General features: G+C 52.0%; 24 protein-coding genes. All 24 read right to left on the reverse strand.

Annotated features, from left to right (window positions below; all coding sequences use genetic code 11):
• Positions 1–2,799, reverse strand: a 2,799-nt coding sequence (traG, locus tag OQV04_RS18700; RefSeq protein ID WP_332642539.1) for a conjugal transfer mating-pair stabilization protein TraG, incomplete at its 3' end; no start/stop codon positions are given.
• Positions 2,796–4,169, reverse strand: a complete 1,374-nt coding sequence (gene traH, locus OQV04_RS18705; RefSeq protein ID WP_001137358.1) for a conjugal transfer pilus assembly protein TraH — start codon at positions 4,167–4,169, stop codon at positions 2,796–2,798. The genes traH and traG, both read right to left, overlap by 4 nt.
• Positions 4,169–4,531: a P-type conjugative transfer protein TrbJ gene (gene trbJ / locus OQV04_RS18710; protein ID WP_074149687.1), complete on the reverse strand. Its 363-nt coding sequence runs from the start codon at positions 4,529–4,531 to the stop codon at positions 4,169–4,171. Before trbJ ends, traH begins: the two co-directional genes overlap by 1 nt.
• Complete coding sequence (gene trbB / locus OQV04_RS18715; RefSeq protein WP_000052614.1) at positions 4,461–5,006, reverse strand: type-F conjugative transfer system pilin assembly thiol-disulfide isomerase TrbB; 546 nt, start codon at positions 5,004–5,006, stop codon at positions 4,461–4,463. Before trbB ends, trbJ begins: the two co-directional genes overlap by 71 nt.
• A complete protein-coding gene (gene traQ / locus OQV04_RS18720) occupies positions 4,993–5,277 on the reverse strand; it encodes a type-F conjugative transfer system pilin chaperone TraQ (RefSeq protein ID WP_000624110.1) in 285 nt (94 codons plus the stop codon). The genes trbB and traQ overlap by 14 nt, the downstream gene beginning before the upstream one ends.
• Before the next feature lie 118 nt (positions 5,278–5,395).
• The gene (gene trbA / locus OQV04_RS18725) at positions 5,396–5,743 is read right to left on the reverse strand and encodes a conjugal transfer protein TrbA (protein WP_001287893.1); all 348 of its coding nucleotides are present in this window, start codon (positions 5,741–5,743) and stop codon (positions 5,396–5,398) included.
• Between the two features lie 15 nt (positions 5,744–5,758).
• On the reverse strand, positions 5,759–6,502 hold the full coding sequence (gene traF / locus OQV04_RS18730) for a type-F conjugative transfer system pilin assembly protein TraF (protein WP_063073478.1): 744 nt from the start codon (positions 6,500–6,502) through the stop codon (positions 5,759–5,761).
• Positions 6,495–6,752, reverse strand: coding sequence for a conjugal transfer protein TrbE (locus OQV04_RS18735; protein WP_000864325.1), 258 nt, complete (start codon positions 6,750–6,752; stop codon positions 6,495–6,497). Before OQV04_RS18735 ends, traF begins: the two co-directional genes overlap by 8 nt.
• Before the next feature lie 26 nt (positions 6,753–6,778).
• A complete protein-coding gene (traN, locus tag OQV04_RS18740; protein WP_033804337.1) occupies positions 6,779–8,587 on the reverse strand; it encodes a type-F conjugative transfer system mating-pair stabilization protein TraN in 1,809 nt (602 codons plus the stop codon).
• The gene (trbC, locus tag OQV04_RS18745; RefSeq protein WP_000777692.1) at positions 8,584–9,222 is read right to left on the reverse strand and encodes a type-F conjugative transfer system pilin assembly protein TrbC; all 639 of its coding nucleotides are present in this window, start codon (positions 9,220–9,222) and stop codon (positions 8,584–8,586) included. The genes traN and trbC overlap by 4 nt, the downstream gene beginning before the upstream one ends.
• Before the next feature lie 8 nt (positions 9,223–9,230).
• On the reverse strand, positions 9,231–10,223 hold the full coding sequence (gene traU / locus OQV04_RS18750) for a conjugal transfer pilus assembly protein TraU (RefSeq protein WP_000830839.1): 993 nt from the start codon (positions 10,221–10,223) through the stop codon (positions 9,231–9,233).
• Positions 10,220–10,852 (reverse strand): type-F conjugative transfer system protein TraW, encoded by a 633-nt coding sequence (gene traW / locus OQV04_RS18755; protein WP_001203720.1) that lies wholly within the window; start codon positions 10,850–10,852, stop codon positions 10,220–10,222. The genes traU and traW overlap by 4 nt, the downstream gene beginning before the upstream one ends.
• On the reverse strand, positions 10,849–11,235 hold the full coding sequence (gene trbI / locus OQV04_RS18760; protein ID WP_001585100.1) for a type-F conjugative transfer system protein TrbI: 387 nt from the start codon (positions 11,233–11,235) through the stop codon (positions 10,849–10,851). The genes traW and trbI overlap by 4 nt, the downstream gene beginning before the upstream one ends.
• Complete coding sequence (gene traC, locus OQV04_RS18765) at positions 11,232–13,859, reverse strand: type IV secretion system protein TraC (protein ID WP_033804336.1); 2,628 nt, start codon at positions 13,857–13,859, stop codon at positions 11,232–11,234. Before traC ends, trbI begins: the two co-directional genes overlap by 4 nt.
• 158 nt (positions 13,860–14,017) lie before the next feature.
• Positions 14,018–14,239 (reverse strand): conjugal transfer protein TraR, encoded by a 222-nt coding sequence (gene traR, locus OQV04_RS18770; RefSeq protein ID WP_001278689.1) that lies wholly within the window; start codon positions 14,237–14,239, stop codon positions 14,018–14,020.
• 134 nt (positions 14,240–14,373) lie between these two features.
• Positions 14,374–14,889: a type IV conjugative transfer system lipoprotein TraV gene (gene traV / locus OQV04_RS18775; RefSeq protein ID WP_000724020.1), complete on the reverse strand. Its 516-nt coding sequence runs from the start codon at positions 14,887–14,889 to the stop codon at positions 14,374–14,376.
• Complete coding sequence (locus OQV04_RS18780; protein WP_024189706.1) at positions 14,889–15,206, reverse strand: conjugal transfer protein TrbD; 318 nt, start codon at positions 15,204–15,206, stop codon at positions 14,889–14,891. The genes traV and OQV04_RS18780 overlap by 1 nt, the downstream gene beginning before the upstream one ends.
• Positions 15,193–15,780 carry a conjugal transfer pilus-stabilizing protein TraP gene (traP, locus tag OQV04_RS18785; protein ID WP_063073477.1) on the reverse strand — a complete coding sequence of 196 codons (588 nt, stop codon included), beginning with the start codon at positions 15,778–15,780 and terminating at the stop codon, positions 15,193–15,195. Before traP ends, OQV04_RS18780 begins: the two co-directional genes overlap by 14 nt.
• On the reverse strand, positions 15,770–17,197 hold the full coding sequence (gene traB, locus OQV04_RS18790; protein WP_000146636.1) for an F-type conjugal transfer pilus assembly protein TraB: 1,428 nt from the start codon (positions 17,195–17,197) through the stop codon (positions 15,770–15,772). Before traB ends, traP begins: the two co-directional genes overlap by 11 nt.
• A complete protein-coding gene (traK, locus tag OQV04_RS18795; RefSeq protein ID WP_001230787.1) occupies positions 17,197–17,925 on the reverse strand; it encodes a type-F conjugative transfer system secretin TraK in 729 nt (242 codons plus the stop codon). The genes traB and traK overlap by 1 nt, the downstream gene beginning before the upstream one ends.
• Positions 17,912–18,478 carry a type IV conjugative transfer system protein TraE gene (gene traE, locus OQV04_RS18800; RefSeq protein ID WP_000399792.1) on the reverse strand — a complete coding sequence of 189 codons (567 nt, stop codon included), beginning with the start codon at positions 18,476–18,478 and terminating at the stop codon, positions 17,912–17,914. The genes traK and traE overlap by 14 nt, the downstream gene beginning before the upstream one ends.
• A 21-nt stretch (positions 18,479–18,499) precedes the next feature.
• Positions 18,500–18,811 (reverse strand): type IV conjugative transfer system protein TraL, encoded by a 312-nt coding sequence (gene traL, locus OQV04_RS18805; RefSeq protein WP_000012106.1) that lies wholly within the window; start codon positions 18,809–18,811, stop codon positions 18,500–18,502.
• Positions 18,812–18,825: 14 nt separating this feature from the next.
• Complete coding sequence (traA, locus tag OQV04_RS18810; protein ID WP_021519752.1) at positions 18,826–19,191, reverse strand: type IV conjugative transfer system pilin TraA; 366 nt, start codon at positions 19,189–19,191, stop codon at positions 18,826–18,828.
• Between the two features lie 33 nt (positions 19,192–19,224).
• Positions 19,225–19,452, reverse strand: coding sequence for a conjugal transfer relaxosome protein TraY (traY, locus tag OQV04_RS18815; protein WP_001254386.1), 228 nt, complete (start codon positions 19,450–19,452; stop codon positions 19,225–19,227).
• Positions 19,453–19,590 lie beyond the last annotated feature (138 nt).

Consider the following 19,590-nt stretch of genomic DNA (forward strand, 5'->3'; position numbering starts at 1 on the left):
CTTATCATCCACCATCTGTTTTAACGCATCTTCAGACGGTGTTGGCATTAATTTCTGTCGTTTATTTTCTTCATTATATCTGTTGTTTTGTTGAATTTCTTCCTGTTTGTGATTATTTTTTAACTCTGAATATTGTCTGTCTACAATATTTTCTTCGCCATGAATACTATTCTGAGTATCTCCGATATTCCCTTTATATTCTGTGACCATATTATCAACCTGATGTTTTACATCATTACGGATATTACTGTCCTGCGTTCTTTGATCAATAATGGCCTGATGCCCCTGATGGTCAGCAATAATATCCTGGCTGCCACCACCCGAAGGTACGCTCTCCATTCCTTTACCAATATCCCCACGGGATTCACGCCAGGCATTATCAACACCAGGCTGCACCTGTTCCTGAACAAAAGACCATGCCATCGCCCGACGGCGTTCTGCAATCTCCGGTGAACTGGTGTTTGTCAGAATAGCTTCGGCATCCTGCGGTGCGTGTTTCATCACATACTGTGCAAACTGTTGCGACAAATCTTCGCTCATCTGCCCACTCATGCTTTCAGTACGGGATGCCATTTCAGCATATTCATGGCTGCGGGTCATATTCGTCGTGTACTGGTCGTAACTCTGTTTCGCTGAGTTCAGGGCTGCAGACAACTGGTCCACGCGGGAATCGGCATTATTGTCAGTATGGCTGCCGGATTCACTGACTTTGCGACTGGTAAAGTAATCGCTGGCCTCTTTAAAGTCCTTACTGGCTTTAGCATCGATATCATGGCGAGCATCATGGGTAGCCCTGCTGCCACTACTTGCTGAATGTGAGTCATCATCCGTTGCATCCAGGCTCCCCTTAAATCCACCTCTGATGCCTACCCCACCACCAACACCAAGAATTTTAGGTTTAACCCCCCATTCAGCATGAGCATCAGCATACATTCCACCAGATAGCCTGGTACTTGTTGATGCCAGTTCCTGAGTCGCCTGCTCATTACTGATATTATGCGCCTTCGCATAGCTTTCCACTGCACTGCGCATACGGCTGGCCATCATGGAGTCCTGAGCACTCATCGTGCTGTCAGCACCACCGGTGACAGAATCACTGCTCCCCCGGTTAGAACCAAACTGACTGAGCGTGTTCCAGGCACTGGCAATACTGCTGCTGAACCCATGCAGGGCACTTTCTGCTCTGTTCGATGCTTCCCGGGCCATTTCCTGTTGTGCCGCCGCAATCTGACGCGTTGCATTGATGCCGACCGGTAACCGGGACATCGCTCCGCTTGCATCCATCACCATATTACCGTCACGGGTCTGTGTGGCGGTTGCGCCACTGCCGGTCTGGTACATCATCTGACCAAACGACGTGGTGCTGTTGGTGCTCCAGCTGAAGCCGTTAACATTCTCCGTCTGCATGTTGCCGTAGGAGTAATTACCGTCAACCACACTGCCTGCTGCACTGGCGGTCGGGCTGATAGCAGAGGAAGCGAAATGGCTGTACACACTGGAAAATCCTGCCCCGAGCCCCCTGACCATCATCCAGGATAATGGCGGGATCATCATGGAAAGATACCCGGCAGTGGAAGCCAGATCGGAGTATTTCAGCTGTATCTGTGAAATTTCCGAGAGCACCACCGGTGCACCATTCTGCTTTGCATAAAATGTCATGGCGCTGTTCAGAATGGCGTACAACATTGGCCATGACTGCAACCACATCAGGGCAAACACATAGCCTTTCAGGACGGACAGCGTCAGTTTGTTGAAGACAGCCGCCAGTACCAGGAGCGGGAAAATACCGATGGCGATCCCCGTCAGGATGGTCTGCGTCATGGGCAGTGTCCGCATCGCCACATGACCGATGGAGACATGTGCCAGACGTTGCTTCTCCATCGATGATGTGGTGGCCAGATTCACCAGGCTGGCCGAATCACCATTACGTGCGGCATAACTGGTGATCCCCTCCTTCAGCGCATTGATGGTGACATTCTGGCGGATGATCTGGCTGGCTGATTTACTTGAGCCATAGAAGTAACTGTAACTGTCGCCAATCAGCGTACTGAACAACAGGTTCGGATCAGGGCGTCCACCAAATAGCTGCTGGGCATAATAATGCCATGTTTTTCCGCCACTCTGTGTGTCCAGATTCAGCTTGTCTTTCAGCGAAACCGACGCGTCCTTACAGGTCACGAAATTATTATTGCTGTCATAAACGCCCCGCAGCGGACTGGGGCGGGAAAAAATCAGCGTGTAAGGATCAGCGGAGGCCATCAGTTCCTCCAGCGTGTATTTGTGGTTCAGGTAAATATCCCCCATCACGCAGTTCTGCACATAATCCTGGAAAAGATTGGCGATTTCCGGATTACGGGACAAAAAGTCGGTGCTTTTTGATACCAGTTCTGCGCCAAACAGCATCCCCGTTTTGCTGTAGGTGACACTGTCCGGTTGCGTGAAGATCATCTCGTAACTGGCCACCATTGCATGCCCGATACGGGTCGTCAGTGAAAGTGGCATCGCCAGTCCGACCGGCACATTATCCACCCGGTGAACTTTGACCAGGTCACTGTTATCAATAATCTGCACCGATGTGCGGACATTAACCAGCAGGCTGATAAGCACAAACACGGCCACCCAGCCCAGCAAATCCATCACGTTGTGCCGCTGTACCCACATTACGGCCACCGCGAGAACAGACAATGTGAGCGCAATTTTTTCAATGGAATCCCACGTCCGGGTCCCCATAAAGGCGGCAATGGCATTCAGGTTATTCCGCAACCACTCACCACCGGCAATCACATAAACTTCATTCACAGCGTGCTCCCTCCGAAGTGATAGTTGTTCTGGTAACGACTGAGCATGCGGGCGGAAAGCTGCTGACGCATGTAGCTCATCTGACGATCGACAACCAGCAGCGCATCCTGCTGTACCTGCACCTGTGACTGAAACGCCGCAATCTGCCGGGTGGCATCATTCATGTTGTCGTTAATATGTTCGATAACTGCTTCGTCATAATTTCCTGTGGCCACCATCGCCCGGGCCTGCTGTATCAGCTCCTGAATGTACTGCAGCAGGATGTCGTAACCGATATAGTCCGTCAGCTGGTAAATCATACTGTTGGAAACACCGAGCATTTGCGGGTCAACCAGGTATTTGAAGACGGGGATGGTGGTACTGGAAATAAAGCCTTTTTCCTTGTCATCCAGAGGCGTGTCACTGACCGCCTTGTTCTGAATGCTGGCCAGAAGTTTAGTAATCTGAGACTTCAGTGCATTATCCCGGCTGATGGTCACCGGTGTGTCTGCCACCACTTTCAGGCATTTATCAGAATCGTTGCAGTGATAAATTTTTGCTGTGCCGCCTTCCATCATGGCCCGGATAATTGAGCGGTCAGTGGTTCTGGCTGATAGCGGTGTGATTTCGCCGTTGGGACCAAACACCAGTGAGCCGGTCAGCGTCATCACAAATTCTTTCAGCTCTTTGTTGCCATCAAACATTCTGTTTTTGGAAAGCGCATTCCACATGATGTTGATGTTTTTGGTCACCCGCTCCTTATCCTTGTCGCTGGCTTTATCCCTGACGCTGTCAGATTTCCCGCCAACGGTACATCCCTGCCGGGAAGCCGCCCAGTCAGCAAAAATATTGCTCTCACCGGCAATGTCCTGACAGACTTTCTGCTGGGACACCTGCGTCCGGGGGAAAAGCCCGCCGATAATCCCCTGTGCAGCCTGGCAGGAACTGAGGTTCATACTGTTAATGTCGCTTGCCATTTTCTGCAGGAAGTCTTTTGCGGTTTTGATTTCCGGCACCGTTGTCTGCAGGGCAAGGTCAAAAAAGTAACCGGCAGCATTGCTCATAATCTGCTTAACAAAACGCTGCAGCTGCTCGCCATTAATAAAACTGAACGAACCGAGGTAGGCGTCGATGCCGCCACATCCGGCATTGATATCCGGCAGCGTCATGGAAATCAGCTGAACATTTTTGACCTGAGTACGGGCATACAGGGAGCCACCGTAAGCATAACCGGCGGCCTGCCCCTGCCAGACGCCCGGCTGTGTGGTATTGGAGGCGAAGCCCAGCTTGTTAAAGAACTGATTCATGTCGCTGTTCACATCCGCTGACGCTGCGGGTGTGACCGTCAGTAAAGCAGCACAAAGAACCAGAAGAGGTTTAATGCGTGGCATCATTCTTGCCCTCCCTTAATTTGTTCTCCCGGCGCATACGACATTTCAGCAGGAATATCCTGATATTTCCGTCCAGTCCTGCGGCTGTAATATATTTCAGACACCGAAATCCATCCCACAATTGCCCCCACAAAAAACACAACAGAAACAGAAAAGGTAAGGCACAGCGAAACGACAATTTCTACAGGGCTGGCGGGATAAAAAAGCCCCTGACGGATAAAGGGGATATTCAGGCTGACGATTATTCCCGTCGCGATGCCGGATATTCCGGCAATGAGTAACACCACCTGCTTATTTCGCACCTTTTTTTCCTCCGTACATCTGCAGAACGGTATCCATCCGCGCCATAAAACCGGCGGCATCCGTTGCCCCCTGTAAAAGCGGTAATGCCTCAAGCGTGTTGACGTTGACCAGGAAGGTGGTCGGTGTGGCCACCGGGATATTCGGGAAGAAGGTCTGCATCACGTCCGGTGGCACCGGTAATGCTTCCGGAAAGGCGGTATCCCCCTGACCATCCAGGGTGTAGGGAAAAACGGAAAAGCCGTACTGCTGTGCCAACTGCTTCAGTACCGGGTCAAACTGGTGACAGTAAGGGCAATGCCCCTGCATAAACAGCACCACCTTCCAGTCGGCCAGGTTAACCTGCCTGCCGTTGCTGAGGCGGAACCAGCGGGGAGCCGGCTTTTCTGTCCTGGCTGATGTGTCTGCTGCCGGTTGTGCAGGCTGCGCGGCCATGCCCTGCGGATTCCAGAGTCGTTCAATTTCATCCCGGGTGGAGGCCTGCACGGCAGCGGCTGCCAGCAACAGGGTGAACAACAGTGATTTAATGAGAGACATGTCTGCCCTCCTGCTGCCCTTCCATCATGGCCTGTTGTCTTGCTTCCAGCGCCTCACGCTCTTCCCGGCTGACACGGGCAATCCATGCATCCAGCACCTGGTATGCGCCGAACAGCACGAGAATGGCCGCAATCAACTCCGCCAGAAAAAAAGCCATCCAGGGTTTGCTGTAAACAAGACGGGCGACGATATGAAACCAGACACCCAGGGAAAATACCCACATTCCCGTAATATCAAGCCGGGGTAAAGAGAATCTGCGTTTACTTATCATGTTAAACTCCGGTTATTATTTACATGAGAGTATTTATGTCTGTAATATTCGCGTTTGTGTGATATTAATCAGATCAACCTCATTATTTTGTATGGTTTTTATTACCGTTTTATATGACTTAGCCTGTCATAAGCCCCCTTATAAAAAACCACATCACTCCGGACCATACTGATGACAACATAATACAGATAAATATTCTTCTGAACCCGTCGAAGCTCGTAACATTCGGTAATGAGCCAATAACCATTGGAACAACCATTGCTGCGCCCTGATTCATAATTGCACCACACAGAAACCAGAGACTGGCAGTCAGCACATATAAACACGCGATATTAATAACAAGGAAAACCAGTGAGCTCAGGAGAAACATTTTCCTGTCATTACGCTCAGAAAAAAAATAACCGGCAATAATGACAAATATTAACAGAACAACACCTGTAAACAGTTTCAAATAATCTTCACTCATAAATCAAATCCGCGATTAAAAATTGGGTTTAAAATCTTCAGAAACGTTTAGGAATTGTTTTGCCAGGTCGTCCTGCGAAATAAAGCCGTATGATAACGGGCGAACACTGCCCTGTTTCGGGTCAACCAGCATCATGGCCGGGAAATATTTCACGCCGAGGCGCTGCGCCTGCCCCTGGTCAGTCCGGGAATCCGGCAACAGCGGATTAATCACACCATCCACGGAAACGGGAATAACACTCAGACCATAGGTATCCCTGAAGCCATTAATGACCTGCGCCAGCTGCCCGTCGATGGGGTCCTGCCCCCGGTAAAAGAACATGATGCCGTAGTGTTCAGCCAGTTTCGCAATGGCCTGTCGCTGCTGCACCTGGTCTGCCGCCAGCTGGTTCCGGACCGTGCCGTTGTAATGGCTGTACTGCAGGTTATAGTCCAGTTCGGGATGCGCCAGCATGGATTTTTTGGCGCTCATGGTGAAAAGCCCGGCCTGCTGAGTCCAGTAATTCTGCAGCCGGAAATATTTCACAAAATTATCCACGCCGGGATACAGAATAGCTTCGTACAGCGCCCGCTTTGTTGCCGTCTGCAGTGCGGCCAGTTTCTGCATAATGTCCGGCTCCTGACGGGGGGCTGCAGGTACTGGTTTATTTTCTTTTTCCTTCGGATTTATTTTCTCGTTATACCACTGCCAGCCTGCATCTTTTCCTGACGCCGGAAAAATAAAGCAGCAGAGTAACAGTGGCAGTAATGCTTTATTCATCTTCATTCCTTTCATCACTTTTTCTTTCATCAGGTTTCTGCAGGTCAGTCAGGGCAGAAAAACAAAAATACAGAATAAACAGGAGCACACCGGAGTAAAAAATAACGAAAGCAGCAGCAAGTATCTCACCTGCAGTGGTTTCTTTTACCGTATCCCACGACCAGATAATTACCGGGGAAATGACAATCGCTGTAATCAAAAGCCGGATAAGAAAATCAATAAAACGGTTCGACGTGAATATGACTTTCATCATTTTCCCCGGTTATTTTCCCTACCTTACTGTCCTGCCTGTTTCAGCTGGTCAGCAATCTGCTCTTTCACTTTCTGCGTCAGAACACCACTGTCCGGGATTTTCTGGTTATTCATCAGGTCTTCGTAGAAGTTAGTGAAATCCAGTCTGTCGAACTGAATTTTCTGCAGCTCATCAACCGTAATCCCCCGACAGTCAGGATGCTTCGCACTGCCAAAACTGATACGCAGCTGTCCGTTGCGCCCCTGCTGCTGGACTATCTGCGCCAGCTTCGAATCAAACTGACAGTAACTGCGTTTTTTCTCCAGGCAGACACCCAGCACTTTCTTCGAACAGAACTCTCCGACACTGACGGTCAGTTTGTTTGATTTTGCTTTAGCCAGGGCTTTTTCATCACTGCTGCATTTGGCCAGCCCGATATCCTGTCCCCAGCCGCTGTCCTTACAGCAGTTGCTGTATCCGGCTGCAGCCTTCTTACAAAATTTCGCCTGACCGGTGAAAGCACGGACATCCACCCCGTTCAGCGCCGCAACATCCTTACCTGCTGCGGCCAGTGCCGCCAGCTGAGAAACGGCTTCGGCAAAATCATTACTCTTCCCGCTCTGAGCCTTATCGCATTCGCCATCGAGACAGAAGACGTCTCCCCCACAGACCATCATTTTCCCGGATGTTTTTGACTCACAGGAGTACGTGGCATATTCATGCAGACAGGCACCTTCTTCGGAGTAAAAGGCGCACTGGTGTGACACCAGGGTACAGGCAGGATTGTCGGTGTAGGTCTGACAGGTTCCCTTGTCTGCTGACTGTGTGACATACGTGTCCCGGTATGCCCAGCAGCTCTGGTACATGCTGTATGACTGACCGTCTTTCACCAGCGTCCTGTTCCCGCCAGCCTCCGTACATTCTGTTTTTGTCAGTTTCCCCAGCTCCTTGCTGAACGGGCAGCTTTCAGACCAGACAACATACGGGGTGTACGAGGCTTTTTTTACCCTGACAACCAGACGCAGCTTCATTGCCGTATGACGTCTGAATTTTGTATTCCCGACCCGGACGGGGTGAGATGACGTAAAAGCCACACCGGCAGTCAGTGTTTTCTGTACTGGTGTAAATGAGGCATCTGCTGAGTATTTGGCATTCCAGCTCAGTGGGGTTCCCAGTACTGTAATTGTCATAGGTACACTCTTCTGCAGGTAAGTACGACTCCAGCTGTAATGCGCATCGACAATTTCACCGGTAACGGGAGAGGTAATGGAGACAACATACTGACCATTCACTTCACGTGCAGGTAGCTGACTCATTTCATACTCCAGCGTCCGGGTTTCCCATGTGGTACTCCCCTGCAGCTCCATACGGGCAGTTCGTGTGCAGTACTGCTCCACCTGTAAATCCCGCTCACAGGAGTAATTCGTGTATTCACTCCGGCTAATCTCCTGCGCACTGCACTGCTGCCCGGTGTTTCCCACAATGCTGTCAGCCCGGTTCACCACATCCCTGCCGGTCTGGATAAACGGTGCATCCGGTGAAAGAATGTCTTTCGGCTTGTTCATGAATGACTCTGTGATGGTTTTTCCGGTTTCACCGGTCGCCCATTCCGTGGTGCCGTCATTTTTCAGGCCGCCATCCCCGCCGGCAGTCACGCCACCGTAGTATTTTGTCTCGTCCGGATTCGCGTTATAGCCGGGGATACTCTCCTGTGGCTTAAAGCCCTGAATACTGCTGCTTCCCTGTCCTTTGATCTGGTGAGCAAAATCAGAGCCGGCCCGGTAATCACTGTTGCTGTCAGCCTGTGCCATGCCGGCAACCAGAGCCAGTATCAGAGGTAAAATACGTTTCATTTCCCGGAATCTCCTTTCCCTGCCAGTAAATCATGAGCCACCTGCCGGCAGTCACCCGTGGCGGCCACTTTCTCCAGCGCCTGGCCGACCCGCAGGTTTCCCCGGATGATGTCGTATCCCTGACTGCAGAACACCACCAGTGCCGGTACACTGCGAATGCCGTACTGTGAAAACAGCGTCGGGTCGATCTGAACACCATCAGTCGCGCCGTCTTTCACCAGGGACAGTACGGCTTCAGCGGTGGTCTTCAGGTCATTGTTCACCATGCCCCGCAGTGTGGCGGGTATACCGTAGTGCCGGGTTTCGCCCAGCATTCGTTTCAGCCCCTCTTCGGGAATGGAAAACGACACAAAATACAGGGCACCCTGCCGGGGTTTCCCGTCCTGCGAAGCCTGCTGTTTACGAACCAGCTCATCCAGGAAATGGTTATCTGAACGCTGAAGGGGGTTTTCCAGCACCTGCTTCTCCGCCCAGGCTTTCAGCTGATGGTCAGGTTTTTCACGCAGTTGTCTGCTTAAATTTTCCTGCTGCTTCAGGAACTGGCGGTTTTCAGGAGTGTTCACGTTTTCTGACGCCATAACCGCCCCGTTCAGCATCATCAGCAGTGCTGCCAGAGATTTCATACTCAGCTTCATCATTCACCTCACAGGAAGACACAGTTACGTTTACGCCACATCAGGTAGCCGAAGTTTTTCTTTGTATTGGGCGGATTTTTCCCGGTTTCCCAGCGGGTCACACTGCGCCCGAACGGGTGGCACTGTCCGCTGTCCGGGTACATATTCACCATCTGATAACGCCAGCGTTCTTTGGGCAGGATTGGGGACGGATATTCATTACAGACGGCGTTATTTTTCCCGATGGTTTCCATAATCATGCCCTGACGGTGCAGCTTGAACGCCATGCGTTCACTGACCAGCAGGGAGGACTGCAACGGACTGGACTCATTACTCACCCAGCCATTGAACGGGTACATACTGCCCTGCGAACCGGCACACCAGAACAGAACATCGAGAGGCATATTAAAGGCGCTGGCAATGGCATCTGCTGCACAGGCCCCCTGTGCTATCGGATTGGCAAAGATGACAGCTTCCGGATTGAGAATGGTGGTCAGGCTGCTGTCCGTCCAGGTGGGGTCAATTTCAGAAAGATAAGCGATATCCAGGTCACCACCTTCCAGACAGCCCAGCGATGTGATGATGTTAAGCCAGTACGTCAGCGGGTATTTGTACCAGTGAACGTGATAGAACGCCCCGTTCACCTGCTTCTCATCTTTTTTCGCCGTTCCCTGTGCCGTTTTACCAAAAGCCGGCAGGCTGAAGCCCAGGTTAACCATGCATCCCGGTGACCGGGTGACGTCCGTCAGCGCCATCGGCTCCCAGTAACCAATGGCCAGCCCGATACGCCTGAACAGCGGCGGCGGTGCCGGACAAATCTGAATGGGCATCGACGGGTTCGCCGTGTCGGGGACCTTACCCTGACTGACTTTGATACTGCCCAGCGAGAGCGGGAAAATACAGCTCCAGCAGATATCCGTGATCGGGTTTACAAAACGCCCCTCACAGGCAGAATCCGCAGACGCTGCAGGGACATGACCGGCGAGAAGGAATAACATCAGCAGCCACAGGCTTCGCTTCATTTTCTGCCCTCCTCTGCCGGAATAAATTCCACCTTCAGGAAGCGATCGCCGGGAACGGCGCTCACCCGTGCCGGGACCTGATCAATGCCGAGGCGCTGGCAGAGCACACCGTTCTGGTCAAAGTAAACACGGCTGTCCAGAGACTTCTGCATCTCCGGGATACTGCCCTGCACGAGGATAATTTTGCTCTCCAGTGTGGGCGGCGTCTGGCGTTTCATCCAGGCCACCTGCGCCGGATCATCGCCATTGATGAAATACAGCGTCTGGTTAAAAGGAACATACTGCAGCGGATTCATCACTTCACCCTGACGGGCAAACACCCGCCCTTCGTTATCCCGGATATCCGCAGCCAGTCTGACGGACGGGTCAAACAACCGGCTACCGTATTTCTCCGTGCGTCCGATACCGGGCACGGCAGGGGGCCGCAGACTGTTGCGGATCACCCGCTCCTTAAAGGCATCCATTTTCCGGCCCATCTCACCGGACTGCTCCAGTGCCGTCAGGCGCTGCATGATCACCGTCAGCATGTCCGGCTCCTTTACCGGCCACAGATCGCCCCAGGTACCAAGATCGGCGGCGGCCACACTCTGCCCCCATATCAGCAGGGCAATCAGCCCCCGGCATCTCATGGTTCCGCCCTCATTCGCCGGGCAATATCCTGCTGGATTTCCCGGGTGATATCCGGAGCCCCCTGTACCACGGCAGGCGACACCAGAATGACCGCGTGGTGTTTCTGCTGCCACGCCTGCAGGCTGGCTTCCAGTGCCGTGTTAAAACGCGCTGAAAGGGCTTTTGACTGTGCTTCTGACAGTTGTTTCTGACTGGCGCTGTCAAAAAACGCATCCACGGTCTGTTTCATGTTGAAGGCGGCAGTCACCGGTGCGTTCAGTCTGACAATGCCGTAACTGATGGCTGCGTTCAGTAACACCATTGCCAGGTATCCCGGCACCGTCCACCACCAGTGGCTGCGTCGAGGGGCTGTAACGTCAGTCGTTTTTTGCGTTGTGGTCATGCAACACTCCTGTATTTCTCATGCTCTTCAAGCCAGGCTTCCAGCGAAGCCATCTCCGGCCCTGATTTCTTCCACGCCAGCTGCCACACCGCCTCATGAATACTCAGCCCCTCTTTACGCTTCTGCTGTACAAACTCAAAGTCCGGGCCGTCAGAGCTGTACATGGCACGGCTTAACGGGTCCACAAACAGACGGTGCCAGGAGGAATGGTTTTCCACCTGCAGCAGGAAGGAACTGAACCACTGGTCTTTGGCCGCACCAAACTTGCCAATCATGTCGCGCTGCAGTGGCAGGAACTGGTCCGGATACAGCTGGTTGTATTTCGCGAACTCCTTCGCACTCTGTTTGAGGATAATTTTGTAGGAGGAGTTACCCCATGCCGCACGGGCAGCACTGGATGCCTTGTCAGAGTCAAAGTCGACGATGTTCTGTGTGATGGTGATATAGGCACCGGTATGACGGCGGGCGGTACGGTAACCTTTCTCAATAAACTCACCGACCTTGTGATTTTTGAAGTCCAGCAGACGCCAGCCTTCATCAATAACGTTCAGTTTTTTGAGATTACGCGGCGTGCGGTACATCCTGTTCTCGATGTAGATAATCAGGGAGAACATCACCGCAACCAGCAGTGACGGACGGTCTTCCAGTCCGCCCAGCTCCAGCACCACCATTTTTGCGTCATCCCGCAGGGACGGCTCATCAGAGTTAAAATACTGGCCGTAAGTGCCGTTGGCAGTGTACTGGTCAAGCAGCACAATCATTTCGTCCAGACGGCTGCGGATAGTCGGTGACTCGGCATACTGCTCGCTGTCACTGGCGTTTTTCAGGAAATCCACCACGTCATCAATACGTGCCCTGTTCTCTTTGGTCCGCCATGATGCCCTGACGGCCTGCAGCAGCAGACCTTCATGCACTTCATCCAGGTTACCGTTGGGGCTGGCCATCACCGACAGCTGGTCGCGGACACGCTCCGCTGACTGGTCAATATCGGTGATGTTCGCAAACGGGTTAAAGCGCAGGGTTTCACCGTCCAGATATACGCCCCCCATGTTCTCACACAGGGACTTGTAGCCATCCCCCATGTCGAACACCACGGCAAAGCCCCCGGAGTCCAGCACGCTGCGGATAAGTGGCTGTATCAGCCCGGTTTTACCGGCCCCGGAGGTGCCACAGACCGCCATGTTGTAGTTGGTGTTATTCATCCCCCGGAAGAAAATATCGATAAACGCCAGCTGGTTACGGTAGGTGGGTGCCAGCAGACCTGCCGGTGTCAGGGGGTTATCCGCCACTAACGGCATCAGGTTGGCCACATTAAAGCTCTCTGCGCGCTGTACCACTCCGGCCTCTTTCAGCTGTTTAAACAACCCTTTCCCGGCCATAAAGGGCAGACAGGTCAGGAAATTGCGCATGTGGTTAAAGCGCGGTGAAATCAGCTCAAAACCGTTTTTACGGAAGCTGTTCAGGATGTCCTGCTCCACTTCCAGCGCCGTTTCATTATTGTCCTTGCAGAAGGCTGTGATGTTGAGGAAGTAGGACACCACGGAGGACTGACCGGAGCCCAGCCGCTGACGCAGTTCCCCCCACTCCTTCGCCTCTTTCTCCACGGACGGAAACCATTTGGCATAGGAGGTCTTCGACTTTTTCTCCAGGTCCATGTACTTCAGGTTGGCTTCGCTGTGGGTTTTCACCTGGTCTTCCACCACCAGAGTCAGCGTCAGGATGAACGGACAGGAGATGGACAGTTCCGGGTTCAGCAGGTTGCTGTAGTTGTCAGCCATGTTCCACAGGAAGGCGATTTCCGGGTTACGGGCCAGATGGAAATTCAGGATGCGGGCCGTGCTGTTCCTGCCGTTCTCACGCAGGCCCAGCGTCAGGTAATCAGCCCGGACTTTCAGATCAAAACTGTCCTCCACACACTGATAATTCAGATCAGAATACGGGTCCAGCTGACGTCTTTTCGGGTACAGGGAGTCCGGGTTATGGTTAATCATCTCCCCGACAATATCGATAAAGGCCTGTGCATCCACCGTCTGTGTGGTGATACTGGCCCCCTGTAACGACGCCCGGATGATTTTCACCAGGTTTTCCATTTCCAGAATGTCGGCCCGGCTTTTTTTCTTCGAAGGAGAACAGTACGAGATAAACACCCGGTAATGGCGCAGGGTCAGGGGCAGATTCATCCCCTCCGGCAGCGGAAACTGTGTCGCTGCCGCTTTCATATAATAGGCCCGGGTAATGGCGTTAAACCGTTCAGCCTGTTCACCTGACCAGGAGAACTCACGCAGCCCGTATTCAATCCTGTCACCAACCAGCTGACTGGACATCAGATGGATACACAACGGAATACCGCGCGGCAGTTTGGTGCGCAGCATGTGATCGAGGGCCTCCACAATGGACTCATTCGCCCCATTGATGGGGATGGCTTCCAGCATAAAGCCCATCGTGGTGTCATTCATGAACAGACCGGATTCCTGGTTGTAATCACGGTACGGCAGCAGACGGCTGAACTGCGGGAAGCTCATTTCGCCCAGAACTTCATTGGCCTTTGCGGATTCGTCAGGCAGTTTCAGTGCTGTGACGAGGGAGTTAACCGCCTGAGTGACGGCCTCAAGTGGGTTATTCACATGAATTCCTTAGTTGAAAATAAAGCGAGAAATGCGGTAGCCATGAAGGGAATACCTGTAATTAACGCGCCATTTCCCGGCGCATATACAAAGATTTCTGTTTTCTGAATATCCACTCATGTTCATCCGGAATTAAATCACTATGTTCTGCGACTGACTTATGCATAATGTTTTCTCTGTCTTTCCTGATACGCCTGACATTCAACGCACAACGTCACACCGGGAAATATTTTCCGCCGGGCTTCCGGAATAGGATTTCCGCATGCTTCACAGAGATAAACAGGAATACCATGAGCATTTATTTTCTGGCGTATCCGGTTTATTCCTGTCATGGTCAGTTGTTCTGTCACTGAATATGCTTCATCGGCTTCATCACTCACGGAATATTCCTCCCGACATGTTCTGACACGCTACCGCCCATCCCTTTTCACGCACAGGGCACTCGTTTTACAGGCAGATTTTGAATACAGAAAGCCCGCCGGCATTGCCGGCTGATATACAACTTCAGGGCCAGTTAATTAATACGTGGTTTTCCCCACGCAGACGGTTTAATAACAAAAAACACGCTGGATGGCTGATGATAAACATCCTGGTTATCAATATAAGGCGCTATCCATAATGCTGCCGTCTGCTCACCCGTTCTTAGCGGACGAGGAGGTGTTACCGGCGTAACTGAACTGACCGGAACAACCGTTTTCACTTCCCGGGCAGCGGTAAACAGCGGGCGAGGTGCCAGCAGTTTCTGCTCCGGATGTGCTGTCACCGCAGGTCTGCTGCCGGACGGAGTGGTCGCGGTGACGGTCTGCACCGGCATTGTCCGGAAGTTCCCTTCAGCCAGGCGCGGCAGTGATGCCGCAACCGGCTTTGCTTCTGAGGACTGCTCCAGTTTTTTGGCCTTCTCATTGGCCTGCTCCATCGTCATACAGGTATCTGATGTGGTGGCGTTACACTCAAATTCCGTATTAGTTCCGGCACAGCCAGAAAGTAATAACGTCCCCAGCAGAGGAATAAATAAAGAAATCTTTTTCATTACCCTTCTCCTTTTTTATTATTCTCCACAACAGCAGAAATTAACTCTGCTGTCAGATTTGTTTTCCCTGCACAGGGTTGTCCGAAGACTACTGTATTTCCCGGAGAAGAAAATAAGCTCATCGACATACCCTTCTTCATCACACCGACAGCTGCCATATTAAAATTGTGCGGCAATGATTCAGAACCGAATTCCTTCAGTGCAGGAAGTACGATTCTTGTGGTGCAGTTACTGAGAACAGCATTCATAAAATCATCTGATACGCTTTTATCCGGTACAGAGCGTGCAGTAATAATATTAATATTACGCATGTTCATTTTTATCTCCGTTGCTTCTGTTTGTTCGGTCATCAGGGAAATAAACATGGCATTTCCTGATTTTTTCCGGCAGGGAAGCATCTTCCGTAAGAACTTCCTTCAGATGTTCATCTGCAGTTGCGACCCGGACACATTTCATTTTTCCGGGTCGCATCGGATATTTTCCGGAGATCACCGCCAGCGAGACATACATCAGTGCCAGCGTTGCCCATAATGCGGTGAACAGTTGCATCAGAAACTGGTCAGTCTCCCTGGCATATTCTGCAGCATCCCCCCGGCGAAAACCGCACGTTACAGACGGAGGCATCGCTAAATCGGAACCAAAACTGTTCGAGCAGTATCGGACTGGATACAGCCCGGCTGGCGTTCTGCCCCTTACAAACTCGATCTCCTGAACCAGCAATTTCCCCGGTGTGGTGTTGTCCTTCCATAAAACCAGTAACGCCAGCAGAGCCATTGTGGCCAGCGGCAGAATGACGGCGTATTTCAGACACCAGAACAACCAACACAGGCCCTGGGCAACAACATACCGGGTGGCATGGCATATCTGACGGAGTGACATATTATTTGCCATCGTTGCCCCCTCCCTGGCTGCCGGACATAAACTGCTGCGGATTCAGGTTGCCCAGCTGCTTCAGCATCTGGTCAGTATTAAAGCCGTTAAGATGACTTTCAGCCGATGGCGGAACAGAAACCGGACTTTCCGGATTGTCTTCTTCCGCTCTGCTCTGCGTGCGTTCCAGCGCCATCTCTTCCACGGTTTTCAGCTGGAAGCCGTCCTGGAACACCACGGTCACTTCGTTGCCCGCACCAATCGGTATCACCGGGTGATACTGTTCGGCACGTTTGATGTAGTAGTCACTGAGCGTCTGTGCGGCTTTCGATGCGCCGCCACCGATACCCATTTTAAGGACATCGCCGGCCCCGTAAGCAGCGGTGGCACCCAGCCCGACAGCCGGCTGGGAGGCGCGCTCCATTCCCTGACCGATACCGTCAACAAATCCCGCGCCCCATGCCCAGCCGAGGATTTTGCCGTTACGCATCACCACTTCGCCCTTGATACCGTTTTTACCCCGGAAGCTGACATGCCCCTTAATCGGCATATCAATGGTTTTGCCGTCCTTCAGGCAGCTGATATTGCGGGTGCGTACAATGGCACGCTCACTGGAGACATCCCCCCAGGCTTCCAGCCCCACAAAACATCCCGTTGCGTCATACGTTTTGCTGTTCGGCATTTCCACCAGGCCGGTGATACGCAGCTGCATCGGCACCGTGGATTCATTACCGGTGACCGACGCATTGGCATCCGCCCCTTCAATCAGCATGGCTTTCGCAAAACTTCCTGACGGAATGTACGGCAGTGATGGTCCCTGTTTTCCCTCATTACGGGTAAACACCTTACGCTGTATCCGGTTAGGCACCGGCACAGACTGGTACGTCACCTGTGGTGGTGGCGTGACACCATTCCCGGGATAAAACGCCGTCGGCGGTGGAACAGCAACGCTGCCCTGCGGCGGGAAGGATACGGGGGTGTTTCCTGGCTGTGGTTCGCCTTCCGGGCCGGGCGGTGAGGCAGGCATCTGCGGTACAGGCTCACCGGTCGCCGTGACGGGATTAGCACCCAGGGCTTTCACCTGCTCTGCCAGGGCGGCATTATCCTGTCCCAGCTTTTCAATACGACGCTGGTCATCACCGCGCTGTTTGTTCAGGACATCCAGCTCGCGACGGATTTCCTCATACTGCTTCTGCATCTGCGCTGCCGTCACCTGCATCTCTGTGGTGGCATGCTGACGCACCTTGTCATCAAAGGTCGTATCCACCACACCGGTCATATCCGGCACGGGTTCCTGTTCAGCCACGGCCTCACCGTTACCGGACATGTCCACATCAGACAGATACAGTGCACCACCAATCGCGGAGGCTGCACCGACAACCACAATCCCCAGCCACAGGTACTGCTTGCGTTTCACAATGGTATTGATACTGGCCATCAGTTGCCCTCCCCGTCACGGATGACATACACATCCATGCGCGCACCTGCCAGTAACTGGCTGGCAGGCTGGCTGAACATCACGGCACGGGTTCCCGGCTGCCAGAAATCACTTTCCCGGATATTCAGGGCAGACAGCGTTTTATTTTCCACGGCAAAGCGGACCATCTTCAGGTGATTCCCCGTCCATACGGCATCTGCCACTGAAGACAGCCCCGCCGGGGCCTGCAGGGTTTCCTTTGTCACCGGGACCTGATACCAGCCTGCGGGTAATTTTCCGCCACGGACGGCCTGGCTGATGGTCACAAGCAGGGATTCGTAAGGCGTGGACGTTTCCCACGCACCGGCTTCTTCTCCGGTTCCGCGCAGGTCACTGACCAGCTGAATGGTACGCCCCGCGCCTTCACGGGGAACGGCCTGAATGGAAAGATTCAGACCACGTTCTGTTTCCAGAATGAACGTAAAGGGCTTTTTGTTGACGGTGGCCACCACCACACCGCCGGAGGCGGTCTGCTCATTATTGGTCAGGGCACCATCCAGACTGTTCACGGCGATAATCCGGTCACCGGGAACGGTAAACAGATTCGGGCTGGTATTGCTGATGGCAATACTGGCCTGACCACCGTTCACCATTGGCACCACGGTGGGGGCCAGCGTACCGTTTGCGGCCATCACGCTGCAGGAAAAAAACAGGCTGCCGAATATTATTGCCGTATTATTTTTTCTCATCGTCTGTTTCCCCGAAATTATCCAGCCAGGTCACCCCGTTTTCCCGCTTCAGAATAAGGATGTAATGTTTGATATCAGTGAAAGGTTTTGAATCACCAATCCAGGTTTTAAGCACACCACGAATTTCCACACGGCCATACTGAGGCCAGACACGAACACTGGTCTGGAAAAAGGCTGAGTTCACGTTATCGTTTTTAATACGCTTCGCTTCTTCAGCCAGAATAACTTTCATCTGGTTCTGTGCGCCCGGGCGGATATATTGCAGAAGCGCCTGATGTGAGGCATCGACGGTTTCTGATGAAACATTCAGACGGAGGGCAATAAATGACAGCGCCATCTGCTGTAAATAAGAGGCGTCGGCACTGTTCTGTGACACGGCAAAGGGAGCATTAAATGCCATTGGCGTCACGGCAGTGCGTTGCTCATTCTGAAGACGGTAGTTATTCACTCCCTGAATGACGTTAACAGAGAGGCTGAGAACAATAAGCACTGACATAAATATAAAGGCGATGGCCATTACACGACTGGTACTTAAACGGGCACCGTGTTCCATATAACAATCCTGGTATCAGTTCTATTTAATCCACTGCCGGAAACACGAATCGGGAACATTATGAAAAATACCGCGCAGCAGGGCTGTTGGCATATACCAGTAAATCAGGTCTCGTAACCAGGAACTGCCCCGCCCTTTTTTCAGTTTTTTAATCCCGAAATAAACCAGAACCGCTGCACCAATACCGAACAGATATTTCGATGTTGTGATACCCCAGCCAATACAGATTGCTGCGGGGATCAGTTCATCCAGTGGCAGGCCAAACCAGCGGCTCTGGTTGGTCAGTGTTTCCGGGAAACGATATTTCTTAAGTTTATTCTCGTCTCCCGACATCGTTTTATTTCCTGTCAGAGGCCAACGACGGCCATACCCACAGCAATAAATACAGAGATGATGGCGAAACCGGCCAGGAACTTGACGTTTTTGGTCATCATGTACATGACCGCACCGACCAGAACTTCAGCCAGAACAACCCATTTAACAATACTGGAGTCCTTACCGAAGGTCGCCTTAACCGTGTTGTTACCACTTGCCATCAGGTCCTGACCACTGCTGCTAGCGGCCATCGCCAGTTGCGGGAAGAACATCATCAGAACAGCAGCCGGGATCACAGCGCGAGCCAGGCGAAGCATATTCAGACGAGTGAATTTGGAAAAAAACGACTTCTTTTTGACGGGCGCAGAAGCACCCTGAACACTTAAAACGGCGTCCATATGATTCCTCTGTTTAATATTGATAGATAAAAACTAAAGTTCTTTAAATGTTGACTCGCTCTCTTCGGTCACCTCCCTGAATATTTCTTCGTTATAGAAATCAGGAAATCGTTTCAGATGATCTCTGAGACGGATCTGGACTTCTATCGTTTTACTTCTTCCACTACGATCTTTGGCCTTAATAAGTCGGTTATTTGTATCTTCATCGAGATACACCGAGACTGTTCTGCTTATACCGCCTCTCGCGTTACGCCTCCTCACTCAATTCACCTCTGTTTCCCGACTAATAAAATTATGATTGCACAGAAACCGACGAAAAAAAAACACGCCAAAATTGGCGTGCCTTATTTAACATTTACTTAACGCTATAAAATTCACGAATTATATTTAATAGCAAAT

Source organism: Escherichia sp. Lx600-2, assembly GCF_036662595.1.
Taxonomy (GTDB): Bacteria; Pseudomonadota; Gammaproteobacteria; order Enterobacterales; family Enterobacteriaceae; genus Escherichia; species Escherichia coli.